This window comes from Yersinia antarctica (assembly GCF_056636475.1).
In genome coordinates, this window is record NZ_JBSJQF010000001.1 from 4,603,694 (window position 1) to 4,623,632 (window position 19,939).

Consider the following 19,939-nt stretch of genomic DNA (forward strand, 5'->3'; position numbering starts at 1 on the left):
TTTGTTCACTGTCACTGTGAAGGACTCTCATGATCGAACTGAAACACTTACGCACCCTGCAAGCTTTGCGTAATACCGGCTCGCTGGCGGCGGCGGCAACGCAACTTCATCAGACACAATCGGCCTTGTCTCATCAATTCAGCGATCTGGAACAACGTCTGGGCTACCGTCTGTTTGTGCGTAAAAGCCAGCCGCTACGTTTCACTACGCAGGGAGAGATCTTGTTACAACTCGCAGAACAAGTGCTGCCACAAATTAAACAGGCACTGCAAACCTGCAATGAGCCGCACCAAACTGCGCTGCGCATCGCCATCGAATGCCATAGCTGTATTCAGTGGCTGGCACCTGCCTTGGATAACTTCCACAAAAACTGGCCGCAAGTGGCGATGGACTTCCAATCAGGCGTGACTTTCGATCCTCAACCCGCCTTGCAGCAAGGGGAGCTGGATCTGGTGCTGACATCAGATATCTTGCCGCGCAGTGGTCTGCACTATTCGCCAATGTTTGATTTTGAGGTGCGTCTGGTGCTGGCACCAGACCACCCATTAGCCAATAAGGCCCGCATCGAGCCGGAAGATTTAGCGCAAGAAGTGTTAATGATTTATCCGGTACAGCGGCAACGGTTAGATGTCTGGCGGCATTTCCTGCAACCCGCGGGGGTAAATCCGCCGCTGAAGAATGTGGATAATACTTTGCTACTGATTCAAATGGTGTCAGCACGCATGGGGATCGCCGCCCTACCACATTGGGTGGTAGAGAGTTTCGAACGTCAGGGATTGGTCGTCACTAAAACGCTGGGAAATGGTTTATGGAGCCGGTTATACGCGGCCGTCCGTGATGGAGAGCAGCGCCAACCGGTTACTGAAGCTTTTATTCGTTCGGCCCGGCAACACGCTTGCGAGAGTCTGCCGTTTGTAAAGAATGCGGAGCGACCCAACGCCGGTGTACCCATAGCGAAGCCATTATCACAATGGCCCCAATGATAAAACTGGGCCAATGGGGCTTTTCTTGCCAAATCGCCAGATTCACCAGCAGCCCAGCCGGAACATGCACGTTATTCATGATCCCCAAGGTGCCAGCATCGACTTGTGTCGCGCCATAGTTCCACATGAAATAACCTAGCGCAGAAGCCCCGACGCCCAGCCACACCAACACGCCCCACTGCAATTGCGTCGTGGGTAGTTTTTGTGGGTTACCAAAGGCAAACCAGGCAACAACCGCGACGGCGAAAGCACCAATATAGAACCATGAGAATGCCACATGCTGTGGGATCGGGTGGACTTCCATCAAGCGTTTGTAGCCCACTTGTCCGATGGCAAAACAGAGGTTTGCCGCCTGAACCAGCAGTAGCCCCCACCAAAAATGCTCGCTCAAATGGTCGTAGCGAATGATAGCCGCCCCGACTACTGCCAGTAACGCACTCAGAGCATAGCCCCAGCGCAGACGCTGGCGGCGCAGTAAATCATAGATCAAAGTGACATACAGCGGGGTCATCACCGTGAACAGCAAGAATTCCGGTACCGTCAGGTAGAGATAGGCACGGAAGCTGAACAAGTACATGATACCTAACTGAATTGAGCCCACGGCCATGTACAGCAGAATCACCCGCCAGTGGATGTTTTTCCAGCGCAAGAACGGCAAAAAGACCAGCGCGGCTAGCCCAACCCGCATTAGCACAGAGAACCAACTATCCACCTGTCCTGCCAGATATTCGCCAATCAGGCTAAATGAAAATGCCCATAAAATGGTGGTAACGACCAGTAACAACACGATAGTTTGGCTCATTGAGAATGATAAAGTGCAATTGTAGCGGAAGCCACAACGCAACTTTGCACAAACTAGGTTTACATCTGCTCGTATTTAACCCAGTCGAACTATCTTCATCTCAGGTACTATTCCAATAATCACCTAAGAGTTACATTCCCACGCCGATAATGGTCAGGATTAACGGTGTTGTGACCGCGGCAAGCACTGTAGACATCACCAAACTGGCGGCGGCTGGGCCAGTCAGTACATTAAACTGGCGTGACATCAGATACACATTCACGCCGGTAGCCATTGACCCCAGTAATACCACCACCTGCGTTTCCAGCGCTGGCAGGCCCATCGCCCATGCCAATGCCCAGATCACCATCGGCTGAACAATCAATTTGAGAAAACAGATCGCACTGCTGATTTGCCAGCCTTCCGTGACGCGATATTCCGCCAGCCCCATTCCCAATACAATCAGCGACAACGGCGGTGCTACCTGCCCTAACATGGTTACAGGTTGATCAATAAACTGCGGTAATTGCAGGCCAGTCAGGCTGAATAAAGTGCCGGAAATAATTCCTATAATCAGAGGGTTAGTCAGCACGCTACGAGCAGTTTTCGCAAAGCCCTCCAGTGTTGGCGAGCCATTGCGCGCCCACTCCACCGAGATGGTGACTAATGTCCAGAGGATCAGGCCGTTAAACACCAAAACCAGCGCCACTGCTGGGATAGATTTCTCCCCCAACATAATGGTGGCAATAGGCAGGCCCAGCATCACGTTATTAGAGAAAATGCCGCCGAGGGCAAAAACGGAACCGGACACGCCATCCAGATGAAATATCCGGCTGGCAACAATCCGCCCGATAACAAACACCACTAGACAACTACCAAAAAAGGCAATCAGCAGGCGTGCATCCACCGCTGGGCGCTCAGAGAAATCGCACATCATACGAAACAGCATAGCGGGCAATGCGAGGGAGAAAACAAAGCGGGTCAGGCCATCAGTTATGGCAGAGGGCCACTTACCAAATCGTACCAAACAGTAACCCAGCGCAAGCAGCACAAATAACGGTGAAGACAACACAATCTGGTGCCAGAGCGAAATAACAAAGGCGGGCATGGTTCACTTCCTGTCAAGCCGGGCCAGGTCAGCCCGTAAATGTAAGAATGACTGACCTACTCTGTTTCCTGTTTTATTTATATCAAAGTCATTGGAGTTACAGGTAGGTATGCAGCAAGCTAACCCCCTGTAGCTTCAAGGACGAGGGCATATCAAATCTATACGGTCAGTACAGATACAGTCAACGCCCCACTTTAACAATTCCTGCGCGCGCGCTGGTTGGTTGACGGTATAGACCAAAATACGCAGCCCGGCGGCTTTGAGTAACGCTACTCGCTCCGCGGTCAACTGTTTGTAGTTAATGTGCAAAGAGACACAATCCAACTGACGGGTCATCGCCTGCCAGTTGTCATCCCATTTATCCAACAATAAACCACGTGGCAGCTCAGGTGCGGCGTGCTGGGCTGCAGCTAATGCATCAAACGAAAAAGAGGACAATAACGGCGGTATCGCCTGACCTTGCCACAACAAGCGGGCAGCCAGTGCAATAGCTCGGCCAGTGGCTATTTCAGTGCCAGTGGTGGGTTTAATCTCGATATTAGCAGCCATATCATGCTGTGCACAGCGAGCTGCCACTTCGGATAAAAGAGGCAGGCGCTCACCACGAAATGCTGTGCTATACCAGTCTCCGGCATCTAATTGAAAAAGTTTTTCCCATGACAAATCACCGGCAACTCCCCAGCCATTACTGGTGCGTTCCAGCGTATCGTCATGCAATAGAAATATCTGGCCGTCGTGCGATAATTTTACGTCAAACTCAATCATCTTGTGGCCATAACGAGCGCCAACATCAATGGCTGCTAAGGTGTTTTCCGGTGCCAGTGAACCACCACCGCGGTGAGCGACGATCGAAGGGTAAGGCCAGTTTTTACTCATGATTCCATCCGTAGTCCGCTATCTGAATCAAAAAAGTGCAGCGCCGTTGGTGGTAAATATAAATGTAATGTACTGCCCACCACAGGCATTTCCTCGTGGGATAGGCGGGCAATAACACTCTGTCCACCCCACTGACCATGTGCCAGATTATCTGCACCCAACAATTCCAGCGTCAATAGTGGCATCGGTATACCCTGCGCCGAAGTTACCTGCTGAATATGCTCCGGGCGAATGCCGAGGGTCAAGCGCCGATCCGCCCATTGTGGCCGAGGCTGTTCCAACGGCAGAGTTAGGCTATCAGATAAAATAAAGGCGTGCCCATCTGGGCTGACAGTGCCAGCTAACAGGTTCATCGCCGGTGAACCGATAAAACTGGCCACAAACAGTGTCGCTGGCCGTTGGTAAACCTCGCTTGGCGTACCAATTTGTTCGGCAACCCCTTTATTCATCACAATCACCCGCTGAGCCAATGTCATCGCCTCAACCTGATCATGGGTCACATATAGACTGGTGGTTTTTAGTCGGCGGTGCAACTGTTGCAGCTCAAGGCGCATCTGCACCCGCAGTTTGGCATCCAGATTGGAAAGTGGCTCATCAAACAAGAAAACCGCCGGTTCACGCACAATGGCCCGCCCCATTGCCACCCGCTGCCGCTGGCCGCCAGATAGTTCACGCGGTTTACGTTTTAGTAGCGGTTGCAGTTCCAGAATACGTGCGGCTTCATCCACTCGCTGGCGGATCTGCTCTTTGCCAAAACCACGAATTTTTAGGCCATAAGCCATGTTGTCAAACACACTCATGTGGGGATACAGCGCGTAGTTCTGAAACACCATCGCGATGCCACGATCTTTGGGTTCCATATGGGTAACCCGCTGATTATCAATATAGATATCACCACTGGTGGTGCGCTCCAATCCAGCAACCATACGCAGCAGCGTCGATTTACCACAGCCAGAAGGGCCAACCATTACGATGAATTCACCGTCGGCGACATCTAAATCAATTTGTTTAATCACTGGCGTGACGCCGTCATAAGATTTGGTTACTGCCTGAAGTTTTAAACATGCCATATCAGATTACTTCTCACTGTCTACCAGGCCGCGTACAAACCAACGCTGCATCGGAAGGACCACCGCGACCGGTGGAATTAAAGTCAGGATCATCGCTGCCATCACCTGATTCCATTGGGTTGGCGCACCTGAGCTAGAGATCATGCTCCTTATCCCAGCCACCGCGGTGCCCATAGAGGTATCGCTGGTAATCAAAATTGGCCAAAGATATTGGTTCCAACCATAGATAAAAGTGATCACAAACAGCGCGGCCAAATTAGTTTTAGATAGTGGCAATACGATATCCCAAAAAAAGCGCATCGCCCCGGCACCGTCAATGCGCGCCGCTTCCAATAGCTCATCGGGCAGGGTCATAAAGAACTGGCGGAATAAGAACGTTGCAGTGGCTGACGCCATCAGCGGCAGGGTCAACCCGGTATAACTGTCGAGCATATTCAGGTTCGCAATCACCTGAATTGTTGGGAAAATACGCACTTCCACCGGCAGCATCAGGGTCAGGAAAATCAACCAAAAAAACAGGTTACGTAGCGGGAAGCGAAAGTAAACGATGGCATAAGCAGACAACATCGACACGGTGATTTTGCCAACAGTAATCGCAAACGCCATCACGAAACTGTTAAACAGCATCAACCCGAAAGGCGCACTGTTATTCCCCACCCCGACATGCCAGATGTGGCTAATGTTCTGCCACAAATAGGGCCCGGGGATCAGGGTCATCGGTACCTGAAACACTTGAGTGTCATCCAGCGACGCGGCAACAAAAGCCACATACAGTGGGAACAGGATCAGTAACACGCCGATAATCAGCATGACGTGACAAAAAATGTCCAGCCCACGACGATTCTCAATCATTGGTAACGCACCTTACGTTCAACAAAACGGAACTGGATAACCGTCAGGCCAATCACCAGTAACATCAGCACCACCGACTGAGCGGCAGAGCTAGATAAGTCCAGGCCAGCAAAGCCTTCGCGATAAATTTTATAAATCAGGGTCGTCGTGGCTTGCATCGGCCCACCGCCCGTCGCCGCATCGATAACGGGGAAAGTATCGAAGAAGGCATAGACCAGATTCACCACCAGCAGGAAGAAACTGACCGGTGAAATCAGCGGCAGCACCAGATTAAAGAAGCGGCGTACTGGTCCGGCGCCGTCAATTGCAGCGGCTTCAACCAATGAGCGCGGAATGGATTGCAGCGCGGCAAGGAAAAACAGGAAGTTATAACTGATTTGCTTCCATACTGAAGCCAACACCACCAAGAACATGGCCTGCCCGCTGTTTTGCGCGTGGTTCCAGTTGTAACCCAATGTGGCAAGGAAATGTGTTATCAACCCCAGCCCCGGATTAAACAGGAAAATCCACAATACAGCAGCGATAGCAGGGGCCACCGCATACGGCAGAATCATTAAGGTTTGATAGATACGGCTGCCGCGCAGAACGTAATCCACCATGGCGGCCAGAAACAGCGAAACAATCAAACCAATACCAGCCACCAACGAGCTAAAAATCAGCGTGGTATAAAACGAAGCCAAATAGTATTCATCCTGAAAAAGCTGAATAAAGTTACTCAGCCCGACAAATTTATTGGAGAGGCCAAAAGGGTCCAACATTTGTACCGAGTACCACAGCGCCTCCCCGGCAGGCCACAGGAAGAAAACAGCGGTAATGGCCAGTTGGGGCAATACCAACAGGTAAGGCAACCAACTACAGGAGAAACCGGGACGGGAAGGTGACATAAAATTAACCGTTTCTCAGATGTGATATTGATTACACCAGCGTGCTAATTGAAAACGTGACGCCCTAATTTAATACCGCACAGCACTATTTGTTGGCGTTATTGGCGCAGGCAGTTTGGGTGCGAACAGTGCACCCAAACTGGCAAGTAGAGTAGCCAAATAACCTTATTGATTAGCTTGTTCAAAGCGGCGTAGTAACACATCACCACGTTTAACGGCGCTATCCAACGCTTCTTGAGCTGTCTTCTTACCGGTCCACACCCCTTCCAACTCTTCATCTACCACGGTACGGATCTGTGGCATGTTGCCCAGACGCAAGCCTTTGGTGTACGGCAATGGCGGTTTGTTCAACATCTGGCGAGTCGCCACGTCAGCACCTGGGTTCTTATCATAGAAACCTTGCTGTTTAGTCAGCTCATAGGCTGCCGTCGTAATCGGTAGGTAACCTGTCTTCTGATGCCATTCAGCAGCAATTTCCGGTTGAGCCAAGTATTGCAGGAATTCAGCGACACCTTTGTAAGTATCTTTATCTTTGCCATCCATCACCCACAGACTGGCACCGCCGATAATGGCGTTTTGTGGTACATTTTTCTCGTCAGAATCGTAAGGCATCATGCCAACGCCATAGTTAAATTTGGCGTAATGGCGAATATCCGCAAGGGAACCTGAAGAAGCAGTGGTAATGGCACAATCACCGTTATAGAACTTGGCAGTGGACTCATCTTTGCGGCCAAAATAGGTGAAATCGCCTTTTTTATTCATATCTGACAGCAACTGGATGTGCTTAATCTGTACTGGCTTATTGAATTCCAGTACCGCATCGGTGCCATCAAAGCCATTGTTACGGCTGGCAATAGGTTGGCCGTGCCAGGCACTGAAGTTTTCAATTTGAATCCAACCCTGCCAGCCGCTGGCGTACCCACAGCTTGAACCCGCAGCGCGCAGTTTTGCAGTATCGGCCGCCAATTCCTGCCATGTTTTTGGCGGTTGATCCGGGTTCAGCCCTGCTTTCTTAAAGGCATCTTTGTTGTAGTACAACACGGGAGTGGAACTGTTAAATGGTTGAGATAATAAGTGACCGGTTTTGGCATCGGTGTAATAACCGGCCACTGTTGGCACAAACACCGATTCATCAAATTTGATATTGGCATCTTTAAATACTTGGAATACCGGCTTAATCGCCTTGCTGGCCATCATGGTGGCAGTGCCCACTTCATACACCTGCAAGATTGCGGGGGCTTTACCCGAGCGAAACGCGGCTATCCCTGCCGCCAGGCTCTGTTCGTAGTTCCCTTTATATACAGGTACGATTTTATAGTCGCTATGGGACTGGTTAAATCGGTCAGCTAATGAATTAACCTCGACACCTAACTCCCCTTCCATCGAATGCCAAAAAGGAATTTCAGTCACTGCCATCGTATTGGCACTAAATGCCAATGTCAGCGCAATACCAAGCGATGTCTTACGAATGATTTTATTAAACATATTGGCCCCTGAATAAATCCGTATAGCTCACATCAATGAATTACTGTGGACAAGTGAGCGAAATAAATCAGTTTTTGTTCGCAAGCAAACATGACACCCTTTCATGACGGAAATATAACAATTACATGACATAAAAATGACATAAAAATAAACAAGACATGTCAACATCATTAATTACCCCAATAACACAAACCATTATAAAAATAAAATTACCACCATTTAAAAAACAATATTAAATTAAAAAAACTTAAAAACCCACACGTAAACACTAAAAATTCCATCAAGAATAAATATTAATAATATTACACCAGCCATCCATAACAATATTAAATGCAATATAATCAGCACAATAAAATAGGACTAACTCTTACTTGAAAAAATACCATTTAAAATGTTAGTGTTCTTTCCGGCTTATGTGGAAGTGTATTAACATGACTTTTAACACCCTCATTATCATCACCATAAAAGCCACAAGCATCATTAATCCCTTTCCAGTTGGATAAGGATTTTATATATAACGGACTATCAGGTATTTAATAATGAAAAAGACGCTACTTTCTATTATTACTATGGCGATATTAACCACCAGTGTTAGCGCCAATGCGAATGTAATGGCAAGTTTACAATCTGGTATAAATAACGCTCAAATTCAAGGTATTCAGAGTATGAATCAGTCTGATCAGAGTGTATATTTCAAACCTGCATTAACGAAAGAGATTACGGTTGAATTAGAAGTACCTCAAATAGTCAAATTTTCCAAATCAAATGGTGACGAACTGAGTTTAATTAAACTTAGCATGAACTCCACCATGAACTCATACAAGGCGACAGAGAACATCCGAGTAGAATCTAATGGCGACAGTAAAGTTCGTATTGGCCTTGGAAAACCATTTGATTTAGTGTCTAACAATGGTTCAAGAATACAATCTACCCCTACCGTAATGATAGGTAATACGATGCTGAGTAGAGCTGCTAATGTTGGGCTTGGTGGTCATATGGCAACATTCCCCTTAACTAACTCAGTACTCGATACCACTCTAGACATTAGCGTAAACGGCAACGGACTTAAGTCTGCCGAAGTATACACTGGCACACTTAATCTAGTTATTGAAACGGCTGCATAACTCAGTAAAACATTATAATTTCCTTATTATTAACACATACAGTCAGGGGGTAAACTCCTGGCTGCATGCTCCTTTGAACCAAAAACATAACGTAATGGTGTAACCAGAACCATTACCATAGAAATATATTATTCAAAGGGAGAAGGCATATCGCAATAGTAGTTAACAGTGGAATGGAATCCTATGACAAACAATCTAATGATTAATAAGGCCACTTTACTTGTTTTATTACTTGCTACAATTATTCCAGCACAGGCAGAAGAGATAACAATCGAACAATTAATACCTGTTGGTTTTTCCGCTGTGGAAGAAAATAATACACTACAATTACTGGGTATATTAGAGGGCAAAACATTACCCAGTCCATTTTTTTTCTCGGAAAAAAAACAGCAGTTAAGTTTTGATCAACAACAATATCGCAACAACCATATTGATGAACAATCAATTATTCTATTAGAAAATATTTTACCCCAAATACCTTATTTGCAATGCCAGAATGGCTGCGATTATATCTTATCTAATCATCGCGTCACCGTAGATAAGGTCAATAATGTAGTAACGGTAACCAATAACAGCAACCGTTATTTAATGCCTGTCACCACTTGGGGATTGGTCCATAATCAATCCTTTGACCTGCGTATGACTACAGAAAATTACCGCGCTATTTCAGGCCGAGGGCAAGGATATATTGGTCTACCCTTGCAATCTTTTGGCTTCGCTAATTGGTTTTATAACACTAGCCGTTCAAAAAACAGTTATCACGCCACACACCAGCCCCAATATCAACAGCAAACTCAAATAGGTATCGATAGTTGGTATTTGCAAAAGAACTTCCAAGCACACTACCTACGGGCAGGTAAACAAAATAATCTGGATAACAGTGCTGGCAGCATTCATACCCTGATTAACCCTGCTTTAGACCAATTCGTGACGCTGGGTAGCCAAAGTTACTTAACTATTAATAAGCCCTCCGCGGGCAGCTTAGTGCTATATGCCACCAGCGATGGCGATTTCGAAATCTATCGCGATAACCAACTTATCCGCCGAATCCCTGCCCAACTGGGCCGTAATGAAATTGATTACAACCAACTTCCCGGCGGCTATTACAACGTTGAGGTCCGGTTAGTCGACCGTACAGGGAAAGTCGTCAGCCAGGAAAGCCAAACCATCAGTAATATTAACACTCAAACCAATAATGGCTGGTTCCTGACTATGGGTAAAGGAATGGCGCGTAGCCATAGCTCTCCCCACCTGATGCAGTTTGGCCGCAGTATGAACCTGCAAAGCGTGCAAGCTAATATCACGCTACTCAAAGATAGCGCCAGCCACTGGGCAGCAGAAGGGAATATTTCGCGCCCCTTTATTTTTTCTGATCTCGACCTTACCCCTACTCTGGGCGTGATGTCTGGCGAAAAACGTGATGGCGGATATCTGCGCATAACCGGTGGAAGCACCGTACTAGGATATGCCTCTGTATCCCGTTATCAAACACCAGGTGTGTCTATATACGCACCAAATGCGGGTAGCACATCAGCTTCTTATAGTCGCCAATTGGGGCCAATCCAACTGAGCTATCAATTCAATCAATTTAGCACCAGCCAGCAGCACCGTATCCAAAGCCGCTGGGACTGGCGACGGCCGCAATATAACCTTGCGCTGTCCCTTGCTGTACAAAAAGGCGGGCAATGGAACAACCAGAATAATTACGGTGTATTTCTTAATACCACACTCTCCTTTCTCAAAAGCAGCGCCAGCATCAACAGTGCCTATGATCAGCAGCAGTTGGTTACCAGTGCCAGTTATCAAAAAGAATTTAACGATAACTATGGCAACAGCACCTTGGGTATTGATGGCAGTGCCAGTGGGAAAACATCCAGCATCGGCAGCTTTGCTCATCGCAGTGGCAGCCGTGGTGATGTATCGGCACGAATGGGAGTTGATAACAAGATAGCCAATGGCAGCATCAGTTATAGCGGCATGCTGGCTATCAGCCCGCAAGGCATGGCATTAGGCCGCAGCAGCTACAGCGGAACCGCATTACTGATAGAGACACCGGACTTAGCTGGCACGCCATATAGCTTCAATGCGGAAGGCCATCCGATAACCGGCGCGGGTACTTACGCTATACCGATTCCACGGTATCAGGACCGTTTCTTTGTGCAAACACATATCGAACGCAATGACCTGGATATGAATATTCAGTTACCCGTCAATATTGCTCGCGCCCATCCTGGGCAAGTTTTTTCCAGTAAGGCCGATATCACATTGAACCTGCTTTACAGCGGTTTTCTCAAGGATGAGCACGGGCAACCTGTTAGCGGGGTTATTCAGGAAACTGGAGATACCGTCCACCCCAATGGACTATTTTCTATTCACTCTCGTGCCAAGCTGAAAAATATTCAGGTTCAAAACCACTTAGCCCGTTACCGCTGCAATATGAGCCAGCAACGCGATCATATTTATCTTTGTCACTTAGATTAATACCAACAGGAATTGTTATGAAATATGCCTATTTACTCTCCACTATCGCCTTCTTGTTGGTACCGATTACCGCCACTTATGCGCAGTTAGTGGCTATCCCTACCCGTACCACAGTGGAATCACTGGACCAACACCGGACAATCCAAGTCTATAACAGCGGTGATAAGCCACTGTATCTGGATATCACACTACAACGAGTAGACAACCCCGGGGTGCATCCTGAACAGAAAACACTGATAAGTGATATCTCGCAGCCTGAAATGATTTTTAACCCCAACCGGATTACTTTAGGACCGAAACAGAAGCGTAATATTAGACTATTGCCCTTAAAATCTCCGACGCAGGAAACGCTGTATCGGCTGTATATCAACCCGGTAGTCGATATCAAAGCTGTCGGTCAGCATGAGGACAAAAGCAAAATCCATGCTCCCATGACCATCAGTATTGGTTATGGTGTGTTGATTCATCATGTACCCCCTTTAACTGCACAGACTCGTCACTCGCAGCATCAATGCTTGCCGGGCGGTCATCTCATGCTTACCTCCAGCGGCACGGTTCATAGCAAATTTGAGCAACTGAACTCCGGCGACAAGACAGATAGCCTGAATCTATATCCCGGAACCCCCATCACCCTGTCAACCAAACGACTCAGCGGTAAGGTAGATAATGAAACGTTTACTGTTCATTGCGGCTAGCCTCCTGCCGCCCTCGGTTTTCAGTGCCATAGATATTCAGCCACATGTGCTGGAAATAGAGCAGGAAAGTACGGTGGTGACAGTAACTAATTACGGTTTAGACCCTGAGTACGTGACAGTTCAACTGTACCAGCTTAATAACCCAGGTGAGTCGCCAGAACAAGAATCACTAACCTCGGTAGGCGAACAGCGACATCCCGCACTATTTGCATTCCCAGCAAAACTGACTCTGGGACCAAAGCAGAGTGGGAGAATATTTCTTAAAGCACTTAGCACGCCGGATAAAGAGCAGGTATATCGACTCGCAGTAGTACCGGTTAATAACTTGCAAGTTACCGGTGGCCATACTGCCGTGTTGGGGGTGCAGTTAAGTTATATGGGATTGGTCAGGCATCTGGCGGCATCACCGCAACCCCAGTGGGCACACCGCTGTCTTGACGGGGGGATGGTGTTGGAGAATACCGGTAACACCCGCCTACAGTGGCGTCAGTTGAAAACCCAGGAACAGGATATAGAGGACTTTAATCTCTATCCCGACCAACATCGGCAGCTGGCGGTCAGTGATGTACGAGGAATGATCGAGGATAAGCCCTTCAACTTGCGATGTATCGCAGGGTAAAGATAAGGAACATTATGAATATCATAAAAATCATCGCCCTATCCCTATTACTCCCCTCACAGGCAAGGGCAGATTCAATTCCTCTGGGGAATATCGATGTCAGGTTAGAAGTGACAGCACACCCCAGGATCGAGGTTGAAAAGCCACAAGGGGGTTGGTATAGCAGTATAAAACTGGAAAGTAGCCCCGAAAATCACTTGCTGTATCAAAAGGAACTCCCAGTAGTCGTCAAGCTACGCAGGCAAGAAGGATTTCGAATTTCGGTGAAAAATCCACTGATACTGACTCGTCACTCTACTGTATTGACGGGAGCAGATCAGGCATTCTCCCCCGCGCAAGTGCGCTGGGGCACGGATCGCGCCAACCTGCGCGTGTTATCAGCCATCCCTGAGACATTCAACATAACCCAGGGTAGAACCCGCCAAACCAGTACCGACTATATATTACATATTTCAGCATTAGCGCCCAGTGGGCCAAATTCCGCAGGGAAATATCATGGGCAGCTAACATTAATATTTGAAACGAATAGCTGAAATAAATAACTGATAGTCATGGAGAGATAATCAAGTGAATGTTAAATACAGACTATTCCTTATGGGGCTATTATTGCTAATAATTCAGCCTATAGCTATGGCAAACCTCTATTTTTATCCCTACACCCAACAATACTCTAATTGCAAAATCAAACTAAACGCTGATGACAGCGTGGAGGTTTATTTTCGGGCGATGCTGAAAGATTTATATTCCTCATCAGGAACAATGGTAAATGGAAAGCATATATTAGCCTGGGGAAAATTACTAAATATCCCAACTGATGAGATGAGAAATATCGGGTTACCTAACCGGCGTGCGCTCCTGTCACTTTATTTCTATAAAGCTGATGGTTCACGAGATTTCAGTATTCAATTTAATGATATCACTAATCTTTCGCTCAATGGCGAAGCGCCCTCAGATTCGAATGATAATACTCAGGAAATACTGTTCAACCGTGATCTCAAATCATCACCCTTTGACAAGAAGTATTACTATGTTTCATTCAAGGTTGCCGCACATGTCCTCAAGGATATCAGAATCGGTGCAACTGTAGGTGGTGCGATCCATTACAAAGGGCAATATCACTCATTGATGTCATCTACTGGCGTTTCCTTTGGTCAGAATGGCAAACAATGCACACTCTTTAATCCTCAGGCAGACGTGGCACCAGAAGCCCTTAAAATTGATCCTAAATTCCGTATGGACGCAAAAACATGGCAATTGAAGTCTTTCGATTTAGATGAATTACTTGAGAAAATTGAGCGCGGCGCTAAAGGGAAAAGCGTACACGCGCCATTGATTAATCCAGTAGGTAACCGTTTTTGTATCCGCTATCGCGCCACCGGGATTCAACGGACGCGTTATATGATTAGCGCCACCAACCGAAATGGATTAGCAGCAAACACTGTACATTTTCAGTTAAAGGAAGCTGAGAGTGATAAGACCATCGGTTATACCGTGGAATTTCAAAGCCAAGCAGGTAATACGAAAAACTTTTTACTGCCAAAAGAGAAAAAGTTTATTCAGTTGAGAAATGATAATAACGGTGAGATGTGCTGGTCACCACGCATACGGCTTTATAATACCAAGACAACCGATAAAGGAAGTTATAGCGATACACTCAATTTCACTATTACACCACAGGCATGATGCCGAACAGCTAGAAGCTAGCTTTATGATTAGCTAATAACTAAGGCCCGGAAACGGGCCTTCATAGATAATGAAAAACGACGATTTAACCGCCCAGATAAGCTGAACGCACGGCTTCATTAGCTAACAACGCAGCCCCCGTGTCTTCCAGAACAATACGACCATTCTCTAGTACATAGCCACGATCTGCTAACTTCAAAGCCTGATTCGCATTCTGCTCAACGAGGAAAATAGTCATTCCTTCTTCTCGTAATTGTTGAATAGTATCAAATATTTGCAGAATGATTATCGGCGCTAATCCTAATGAGGGTTCATCCAGTAACAGTAATTTTGGCTGGCTCATCAGGGCACGGCCTATCGCCAACATCTGTTGCTCGCCACCAGACATGGTTCCTGCTCGCTGAGCCCGACGTTCAAATAATCGCGGGAACAAGTCGTAAACCCGTTCAATACGTTGCTGATATTGCTGACGATCAGCGAAAAATCCCCCCATCGCCAGATTTTCTTCAACCGTCATCCGGGAAAATACCCGTCGGCCTTCAGGAACAATCGCAATCGCCTCACGCATAATGCGTGCGGTCTGCCAATCCGTAATATTCTGCTCACCAAAAACAATACTGCCCTCGGTCGCACGAGGCTCACCACACAATGTCCCCAACAGTGTGGTTTTACCCGCACCGTTAGCACCAATCAGTGTAACGATCTCACCTTGTTGAATATGCAGGCTAACCTGATGCAATGCCTGAATTTTGCCGTAATGGGCTGAAACGTTATTAAATGACAACATGTTATGTTTATGCCTCGCCCACTTTTTATTTACCCAAAAATACTTCTACTTAAAAATAAGTTATTCGCCCAAATAGGCCCGGATCACATCCGGGTTATTACGGATTTCGCTGGGTGTGCCTTGTGCTAACGGCGTTCCCTGATTGACCACATAAATGCGATCAGAAATTCCCATCACCAGTTTCATATCATGTTCGATTAACAATACCGAGACTTGGTGTTGGTCACGTAACTCCATAATCAACTGATTCAGTTCATCAGTCTCTTTGGGGTTCAATCCCGCAGCGGGCTCATCTAACATCAATAGCTCAAGGCGAGTCACCATGCAGCGGGCAATTTCCAGACGACGCTGCTGACCATAGGCCAAATTCCCCGCCTGTCGGTTTGCCAGCTCTAATAGGCCGACACGCTCCAACCAAGTGGCTGCACGCTCCAACGCGTCGGCCTCTGCTCGCCGAAAACCGGGGGTTTTCAGCAAACCGGCAAAAACCCCACTTTTAAGGTGCTGATGCTGAGCCACCAGCAGGTTCTCCACCACCGTCATTTCACGGAACAGACGCACATGCTGGAAAGTACGAATCACCCCCATTCGGGCAATCATCTGGCCGGGCAGCCCTTCAAGATGACGATCACGTAACTTAATCGTGCCGCCAGTCGGGCGGTAAAAACCGGTTAGGCAGTTAAAAATTGTGGTCTTACCTGCCCCATTAGGGCCAATCAGCGAGACAATCTCACCCTGATTGAGGGTCAGACCCACATTGTTCACCGCCAGTAACCCACCAAAACGCATGGACAGCCCTTCAACTGCTAACAAAGGTTGCGTATTCATACCTGCTCCCCTTTTTTAGCTTTTATCTCTGCGACTTTTAGCTTTAGCTGTGGCCGTTTCATTGGCAGCAACCCTTGTGGACGCCAAATCATCATCAGTACCATCAATGCACCTAACAGCAACATACTGTAAGCATTGAGGTCACGCATTAATTCCCGCGAAACCACCAGCAATACCGCCGCCAGGATGACCGCGAACTGCGACCCCATGCCACCTAACACCACAATCGCTAGCACGAAAGCCGATTCAACAAAGGTGAAGGATTCAGGACTAACGAAACCCTGTCGGGCGGCAAACAAAGTACCGGCAAAACCAGCAAACGCGGCACTGATAGTAAATGCGGTCAGTTTGATTTTGGTTGGGCTAAGGCCCAATGAGCGGCAGGCGATTTCATCTTCACGCAATGCTTCCCATGCTCGGCCCAGCGGCATACGCAGCAGTCGATTGATCACAAACAAGGTCAGGATCACTAATAACAACGCCACCATATACAAGAAAATGATACGGTCACTAGGATCATAAGTCAGGCCAAAGAAGTTGTGGAAAGTATCCCAACCGCCATCCTTCGCAGTGCGGCTGAACTCTAAACCAAATAGTGTTGGTTTTGGAATTTGGCTAATCCCATTCGGGCCACCGGTGATTTCCGTATTATTGAGCAGCAAAATACGTACAATTTCACCAAAACCCAAAGTGACAATCGCCAGGTAATCCCCCCGCAAACGTAATACTGGGAAGCCCAACAAGAAGCCAGACAGTGCTGCGACTATGCCAGCCAGCGGTAAACTCTCCCAAAAACCTAAACCGTAATAGTGATTCAACAGCGCATAGGTATAGGCACCAATGGCATAAAATCCACCGTAGCCTAGTACCAGCAGGCCAGATAGCCCCACGACAACGTTCAATCCCAACCCCAACATGACATAAATCAACGTCAGGGTCGCAATATCCACTGAACCTCTGGAGACCAGGAACGGCCAGGCGATTGCGGCGATAATAATTGCTGCGGCTAATAGTTTTTGACGGGGGCTGGTGCCATCAAAACTAGGCAATACCCATGCCGGACCAGAGACTTTTTTAATACCTTGCTGGATGTACGGGCGCACCAGTTGGAAGAAAAACACCACGATACAACCCGCGCCAATCCACAGCCAGCGGACTTCTGCCGCCCCTTGCACAATGAGTTTGGTGCCGTCTAACTGCAACTGCAAACCCATTACAAACGAGGCAAGGACGAAGAGCACAAAACTGGAAATAATGGCATTAACAAAGTTGAGTTGTTTCATACTTTTTCAACCTCTGGACGGCCTAAGATCCCAGTAGGCATAACAAGCAGCACCACAATCAGCAATGCGAATGAAACTGCATCTTTGTATTCAGTGCTTAGATAAGCAGAAGTTAATGCTTCAGCCACACCCAGAATCAAGCCACCGATCATCGCGCCAGGAATACTACCAATGCCACCCAATACGGCTGCGGTGAAGGCTTTCATACCGGCCATAAAACCAATATATGGGTTGATAACCCCATAGAACTGGCCAAGTAATACCCCTGCCACGGCGGCCATCAATGCCCCGATAACAAAGGTCAGCGAGATAACCCGGTCAGTATTAATACCCAGCAGGCTCGCCATTTTTAAGTCTTCAGCACAGGCACGGCAGGCACGCCCCATACGGGAATAGCGGATAAATAAGGTTAATGCCAGCATCGCCAAGAAAGTGACTACCCAGATGGTCAGTTGCATGGTGCTGATGGTCGCGGCAAACCCATTGGTTTCTGCCAAAGTCCATTGCCCAGTAACCAAACTCGGTAGTGCTAAATCCCGTGAGCCTTGCGTCAGGCTGACGTAGTTTTGCAGGAAGATTGACATCCCAATCGCCGAGATCAGTGCAATCAAACGCTTGGAGCTACGAACCGGCTTATAGGCCACCCGTTCAATACTCCAACCATAAGCACTGGCGATCACGATAGAGACGAGAAAAGCAGAGCCGATCAATAACCAGCTAGCGTCGATCCCCATCATCATCAATGCGGCGATCACGATAAACGAAACGTAGCTGCCGATCATATACACTTCGCCGTGAGCAAAGTTGATCATGCCGATAATGCCGTACACCATGGTATAACCAATGGCGATCAGCGCATACGTGCTGCCCAACGTAACACCGTTGAACATCTGTTGCAGAAAATAAAGAAACTGCTCTGACATACCCTAACCCTTTGATTCACTTGCCTGGCTGCCCTAGCCAACTGCGCCAAATCTACTGTGTGCAGAGAGGAAAATCCCCCCGAAACATGGGGGGATGCAGTTGGTAAAAGGGGCCGGGTTGCTGCGGGAGCAACCCTACAACTTAATGATTCTAATATTATTGTTATTTGACCGCAGTTGAAGAACCATCTGCGTGCCATTCAAAAATACCGAATTCAAACCCTTTCAAATCGCCTTTTTCATCCCAACTCAATGGCCCCATCACTGTTTCAACCGGCTTACCGGTTTTCAGATCTTTGACCAAATCAGCCGGCTCTTGGCTGCCGCTACGTTCCATTGCTGTGGTTAGCGATTGCAATGCAGCATAGGTTGTCCAAACAAACGGACCGGTTGGGTCAAGTTTCTTCGCTTTCAGCGCATCAACAATAGGCTGGTTAGTTGGCACCTGATCATAACGTTTCGGTAATGTCACCAGCATGCCTTCAGAAGCGTCACCAGCGATATTAGATAGTGAGGAGTTACCAACACCCTCTGGCCCCATAAAGCGAGCTGTCAGACCTGCTTGCTTCGCCTGACGCAGGATCTGCCCCATCTCTGGGTAGTAACCACCAAAGTAGACGAAATCGACATTCTCTTTCTTCAGACGAGCCACCAACGTAGAGAAATCTTTATCACCCGCGGTCACGCCTTCAAACAGCACCACTTCGGTACCTTGCTTTTTCAAGCTGTCACGTACAGAACGCGCCAAGCCTTCACCGTACTGCTGCTTATCGTGTACCACTGCAATACGTTTAGGCTTAATAGTCTCAATGATATATTTGGCAGCGGTTGGGCCTTGATCAGAATCCAAACCGGTGGTGCGCATGATCATTTTGTAACCACGCGTGGTCAGATCGGCATTGGTTGCAGCAGGAGTGATCATAATCACACCTTCATCTTCATAAATGTCTGAAGCAGGCTGAGTTGAAGAAGAGCACAGATGGCCGATAACATAACGAATACCGTCGTTAATGACTTTGTTGGCAACGGCGACAGCTTGTTTCGGGTCGCAGGCATCATCGTATTCCACGCCAACCAGTTTATCGCCTTTGATTCCACCTTTGGCATTGATATCAGCAATAGCCTGACGTGCGCCGGTAAATTCCATGTCACCATATTGGGCAACCGGGCCTGACATCGCGCCAACAATGGCGACTTTAATGTCTTTAGCCAGTACAGAGTGGCTCATCGCCATTGCTATACACCCAGCCAGCAACACTTTACCTTTTGTTAATTTCATCCGCGAATTCCCCATCTGTCATTGTGAACGTGCTTGTTGTGTCGGTCTTAACGTTTTATCGAATGTAACGTTTTATTCATAAGTAATAATGATTTAGTCTCAAAAGTAATAGATTTCTCTAATAAGACTTTATTTTTCATGTCATTAAACAGGAGTTTTATGCTGCAAATCAACTAGGACAAGCAGAAACAAGCGGTG

At 47.5% G+C, this 19,939-nt stretch carries 19 protein-coding genes; 7 read left to right on the forward strand and 12 right to left on the reverse strand.

Annotation, left to right across the window (positions count from 1 at the left end; translation table 11 throughout):
* Window positions 1–29 precede the first annotated feature (29 nt).
* Window positions 30–983, forward strand: a complete 954-nt coding sequence (metR, locus tag ACWJJO_RS21235; protein ID WP_083161998.1) for an HTH-type transcriptional regulator MetR — start codon at window positions 30–32, stop codon at window positions 981–983.
* Here the strand turns inward: metR and ACWJJO_RS21240 are convergent.
* The 7 genes from ACWJJO_RS21240 to ugpB form a co-directional block, all read right to left on the reverse strand.
* Window positions 871–1,770, reverse strand: a complete 900-nt coding sequence (locus ACWJJO_RS21240) for a carboxylate/amino acid/amine transporter (protein WP_032906902.1) — start codon at window positions 1,768–1,770, stop codon at window positions 871–873. The two genes, metR and ACWJJO_RS21240, sit on opposite strands and share 113 nt — an antisense overlap.
* A gap of 145 nt (window positions 1,771–1,915) precedes the next feature.
* On the reverse strand, window positions 1,916–2,872 hold the full coding sequence (locus tag ACWJJO_RS21245) for an AEC family transporter (protein ID WP_083161997.1): 957 nt from the start codon (window positions 2,870–2,872) through the stop codon (window positions 1,916–1,918).
* A 135-nt stretch (window positions 2,873–3,007) separates the two neighbouring features.
* The gene (gene ugpQ, locus ACWJJO_RS21250) at window positions 3,008–3,748 is read right to left on the reverse strand and encodes a glycerophosphodiester phosphodiesterase (RefSeq protein WP_481091500.1); all 741 of its coding nucleotides are present in this window, start codon (window positions 3,746–3,748) and stop codon (window positions 3,008–3,010) included.
* Entirely contained in the window at window positions 3,745–4,818 is a 1,074-nt protein-coding gene (locus ACWJJO_RS21255) for a sn-glycerol-3-phosphate import ATP-binding protein UgpC (protein WP_083161994.1), read from the reverse strand. Before ACWJJO_RS21255 ends, ugpQ begins: the two co-directional genes overlap by 4 nt.
* 6 nt (window positions 4,819–4,824) lie before the next feature.
* Window positions 4,825–5,670 (reverse strand): sn-glycerol-3-phosphate ABC transporter permease UgpE, encoded by an 846-nt coding sequence (gene ugpE / locus ACWJJO_RS21260; protein WP_481091501.1) that lies wholly within the window; start codon window positions 5,668–5,670, stop codon window positions 4,825–4,827.
* Complete coding sequence (gene ugpA / locus ACWJJO_RS21265) at window positions 5,667–6,554, reverse strand: sn-glycerol-3-phosphate ABC transporter permease UgpA (protein ID WP_083161990.1); 888 nt, start codon at window positions 6,552–6,554, stop codon at window positions 5,667–5,669. The genes ugpE and ugpA overlap by 4 nt, the downstream gene beginning before the upstream one ends.
* A gap of 165 nt (window positions 6,555–6,719) precedes the next feature.
* On the reverse strand, window positions 6,720–8,039 hold the full coding sequence (gene ugpB / locus ACWJJO_RS21270) for a sn-glycerol-3-phosphate ABC transporter substrate-binding protein UgpB (protein WP_083161988.1): 1,320 nt from the start codon (window positions 8,037–8,039) through the stop codon (window positions 6,720–6,722).
* 539 nt (window positions 8,040–8,578) lie between these two features.
* Here ugpB and ACWJJO_RS21275 point away from each other — a divergent pair.
* The 6 genes from ACWJJO_RS21275 to ACWJJO_RS21300 all read left to right on the forward strand — a co-directional run bounded on the left by ACWJJO_RS21275 (window position 8,579) and on the right by ACWJJO_RS21300 (window position 14,641).
* Window positions 8,579–9,163 (forward strand): CS1 type fimbrial major subunit, encoded by a 585-nt coding sequence (locus ACWJJO_RS21275; protein ID WP_420072781.1) that lies wholly within the window; start codon window positions 8,579–8,581, stop codon window positions 9,161–9,163.
* Between the two features lie 183 nt (window positions 9,164–9,346).
* Window positions 9,347–11,644: a TcfC E-set like domain-containing protein gene (locus tag ACWJJO_RS21280; protein WP_481091502.1), complete on the forward strand. Its 2,298-nt coding sequence runs from the start codon at window positions 9,347–9,349 to the stop codon at window positions 11,642–11,644.
* A 17-nt stretch (window positions 11,645–11,661) separates the two neighbouring features.
* On the forward strand, window positions 11,662–12,339 hold the full coding sequence (locus ACWJJO_RS21285) for a pilus assembly protein (RefSeq protein WP_481091503.1): 678 nt from the start codon (window positions 11,662–11,664) through the stop codon (window positions 12,337–12,339).
* Window positions 12,311–12,958: a hypothetical protein gene (locus ACWJJO_RS21290; protein WP_083161980.1), complete on the forward strand. Its 648-nt coding sequence runs from the start codon at window positions 12,311–12,313 to the stop codon at window positions 12,956–12,958. The genes ACWJJO_RS21285 and ACWJJO_RS21290 overlap by 29 nt, the downstream gene beginning before the upstream one ends.
* A gap of 14 nt (window positions 12,959–12,972) precedes the next feature.
* Window positions 12,973–13,491 carry a fimbrial protein gene (locus tag ACWJJO_RS21295; protein ID WP_083161978.1) on the forward strand — a complete coding sequence of 173 codons (519 nt, stop codon included), beginning with the start codon at window positions 12,973–12,975 and terminating at the stop codon, window positions 13,489–13,491.
* 34 nt (window positions 13,492–13,525) lie between these two features.
* Window positions 13,526–14,641 (forward strand): hypothetical protein, encoded by a 1,116-nt coding sequence (locus tag ACWJJO_RS21300; protein ID WP_442848243.1) that lies wholly within the window; start codon window positions 13,526–13,528, stop codon window positions 14,639–14,641.
* Window positions 14,642–14,726: 85 nt separating this feature from the next.
* On the opposite strand, the gene livF is transcribed toward ACWJJO_RS21300, so the two are convergent.
* The 5 genes from livF to ACWJJO_RS21325 form a co-directional block, all read right to left on the reverse strand.
* Entirely contained in the window at window positions 14,727–15,428 is a 702-nt protein-coding gene (gene livF / locus ACWJJO_RS21305; protein WP_083161973.1) for a high-affinity branched-chain amino acid ABC transporter ATP-binding protein LivF, read from the reverse strand.
* A gap of 60 nt (window positions 15,429–15,488) precedes the next feature.
* The gene (gene livG / locus ACWJJO_RS21310; RefSeq protein ID WP_481091504.1) at window positions 15,489–16,256 is read right to left on the reverse strand and encodes a high-affinity branched-chain amino acid ABC transporter ATP-binding protein LivG; all 768 of its coding nucleotides are present in this window, start codon (window positions 16,254–16,256) and stop codon (window positions 15,489–15,491) included.
* Window positions 16,253–17,539, reverse strand: coding sequence for a high-affinity branched-chain amino acid ABC transporter permease LivM (locus ACWJJO_RS21315; RefSeq protein ID WP_083161969.1), 1,287 nt, complete (start codon window positions 17,537–17,539; stop codon window positions 16,253–16,255). Before ACWJJO_RS21315 ends, livG begins: the two co-directional genes overlap by 4 nt.
* The gene (gene livH, locus ACWJJO_RS21320) at window positions 17,536–18,462 is read right to left on the reverse strand and encodes a high-affinity branched-chain amino acid ABC transporter permease LivH (protein ID WP_083161967.1); all 927 of its coding nucleotides are present in this window, start codon (window positions 18,460–18,462) and stop codon (window positions 17,536–17,538) included. The genes ACWJJO_RS21315 and livH overlap by 4 nt, the downstream gene beginning before the upstream one ends.
* A 163-nt stretch (window positions 18,463–18,625) precedes the next feature.
* Window positions 18,626–19,741 carry a branched-chain amino acid ABC transporter substrate-binding protein gene (locus ACWJJO_RS21325; protein WP_083161965.1) on the reverse strand — a complete coding sequence of 372 codons (1,116 nt, stop codon included), beginning with the start codon at window positions 19,739–19,741 and terminating at the stop codon, window positions 18,626–18,628.
* Between the last annotated feature and the right edge of the window lie 198 nt (window positions 19,742–19,939).

Coding starts and splice junctions, on each gene's coding strand:
- livG (WP_481091504.1), bottom strand. CDS start 16,256: ATGAATACGCAACCTTTGTTAGCAGTTGAAGGGCTGTCCATGCGTTTT.
- livH (WP_083161967.1), bottom strand. CDS start 18,462: ATGTCAGAGCAGTTTCTTTATTTTCTGCAACAGATGTTCAACGGTGTT.
- ACWJJO_RS21280 (WP_481091502.1), top strand. CDS start 9,347: ATGACAAACAATCTAATGATTAATAAGGCCACTTTACTTGTTTTATTA.
- ACWJJO_RS21245 (WP_083161997.1), bottom strand. CDS start 2,872: ATGCCCGCCTTTGTTATTTCGCTCTGGCACCAGATTGTGTTGTCTTCA.
- ugpB (WP_083161988.1), bottom strand. CDS start 8,039: ATGTTTAATAAAATCATTCGTAAGACATCGCTTGGTATTGCGCTGACA.
- livF (WP_083161973.1), bottom strand. CDS start 15,428: ATGTTGTCATTTAATAACGTTTCAGCCCATTACGGCAAAATTCAGGCA.
- ACWJJO_RS21285 (WP_481091503.1), top strand. CDS start 11,662: ATGAAATATGCCTATTTACTCTCCACTATCGCCTTCTTGTTGGTACCG.
- ugpQ (WP_481091500.1), bottom strand. CDS start 3,748: ATGAGTAAAAACTGGCCTTACCCTTCGATCGTCGCTCACCGCGGTGGT.
- ACWJJO_RS21255 (WP_083161994.1), bottom strand. CDS start 4,818: ATGGCATGTTTAAAACTTCAGGCAGTAACCAAATCTTATGACGGCGTC.
- ACWJJO_RS21295 (WP_083161978.1), top strand. CDS start 12,973: ATGAATATCATAAAAATCATCGCCCTATCCCTATTACTCCCCTCACAG.
- ACWJJO_RS21290 (WP_083161980.1), top strand. CDS start 12,311: ATGAAACGTTTACTGTTCATTGCGGCTAGCCTCCTGCCGCCCTCGGTT.
- ACWJJO_RS21315 (WP_083161969.1), bottom strand. CDS start 17,539: ATGAAACAACTCAACTTTGTTAATGCCATTATTTCCAGTTTTGTGCTC.
- ACWJJO_RS21275 (WP_420072781.1), top strand. CDS start 8,579: ATGAAAAAGACGCTACTTTCTATTATTACTATGGCGATATTAACCACC.
- ugpE (WP_481091501.1), bottom strand. CDS start 5,670: ATGATTGAGAATCGTCGTGGGCTGGACATTTTTTGTCACGTCATGCTG.
- ACWJJO_RS21325 (WP_083161965.1), bottom strand. CDS start 19,741: ATGAAATTAACAAAAGGTAAAGTGTTGCTGGCTGGGTGTATAGCAATG.
- metR (WP_083161998.1), top strand. CDS start 30: ATGATCGAACTGAAACACTTACGCACCCTGCAAGCTTTGCGTAATACC.
- ugpA (WP_083161990.1), bottom strand. CDS start 6,554: ATGTCACCTTCCCGTCCCGGTTTCTCCTGTAGTTGGTTGCCTTACCTG.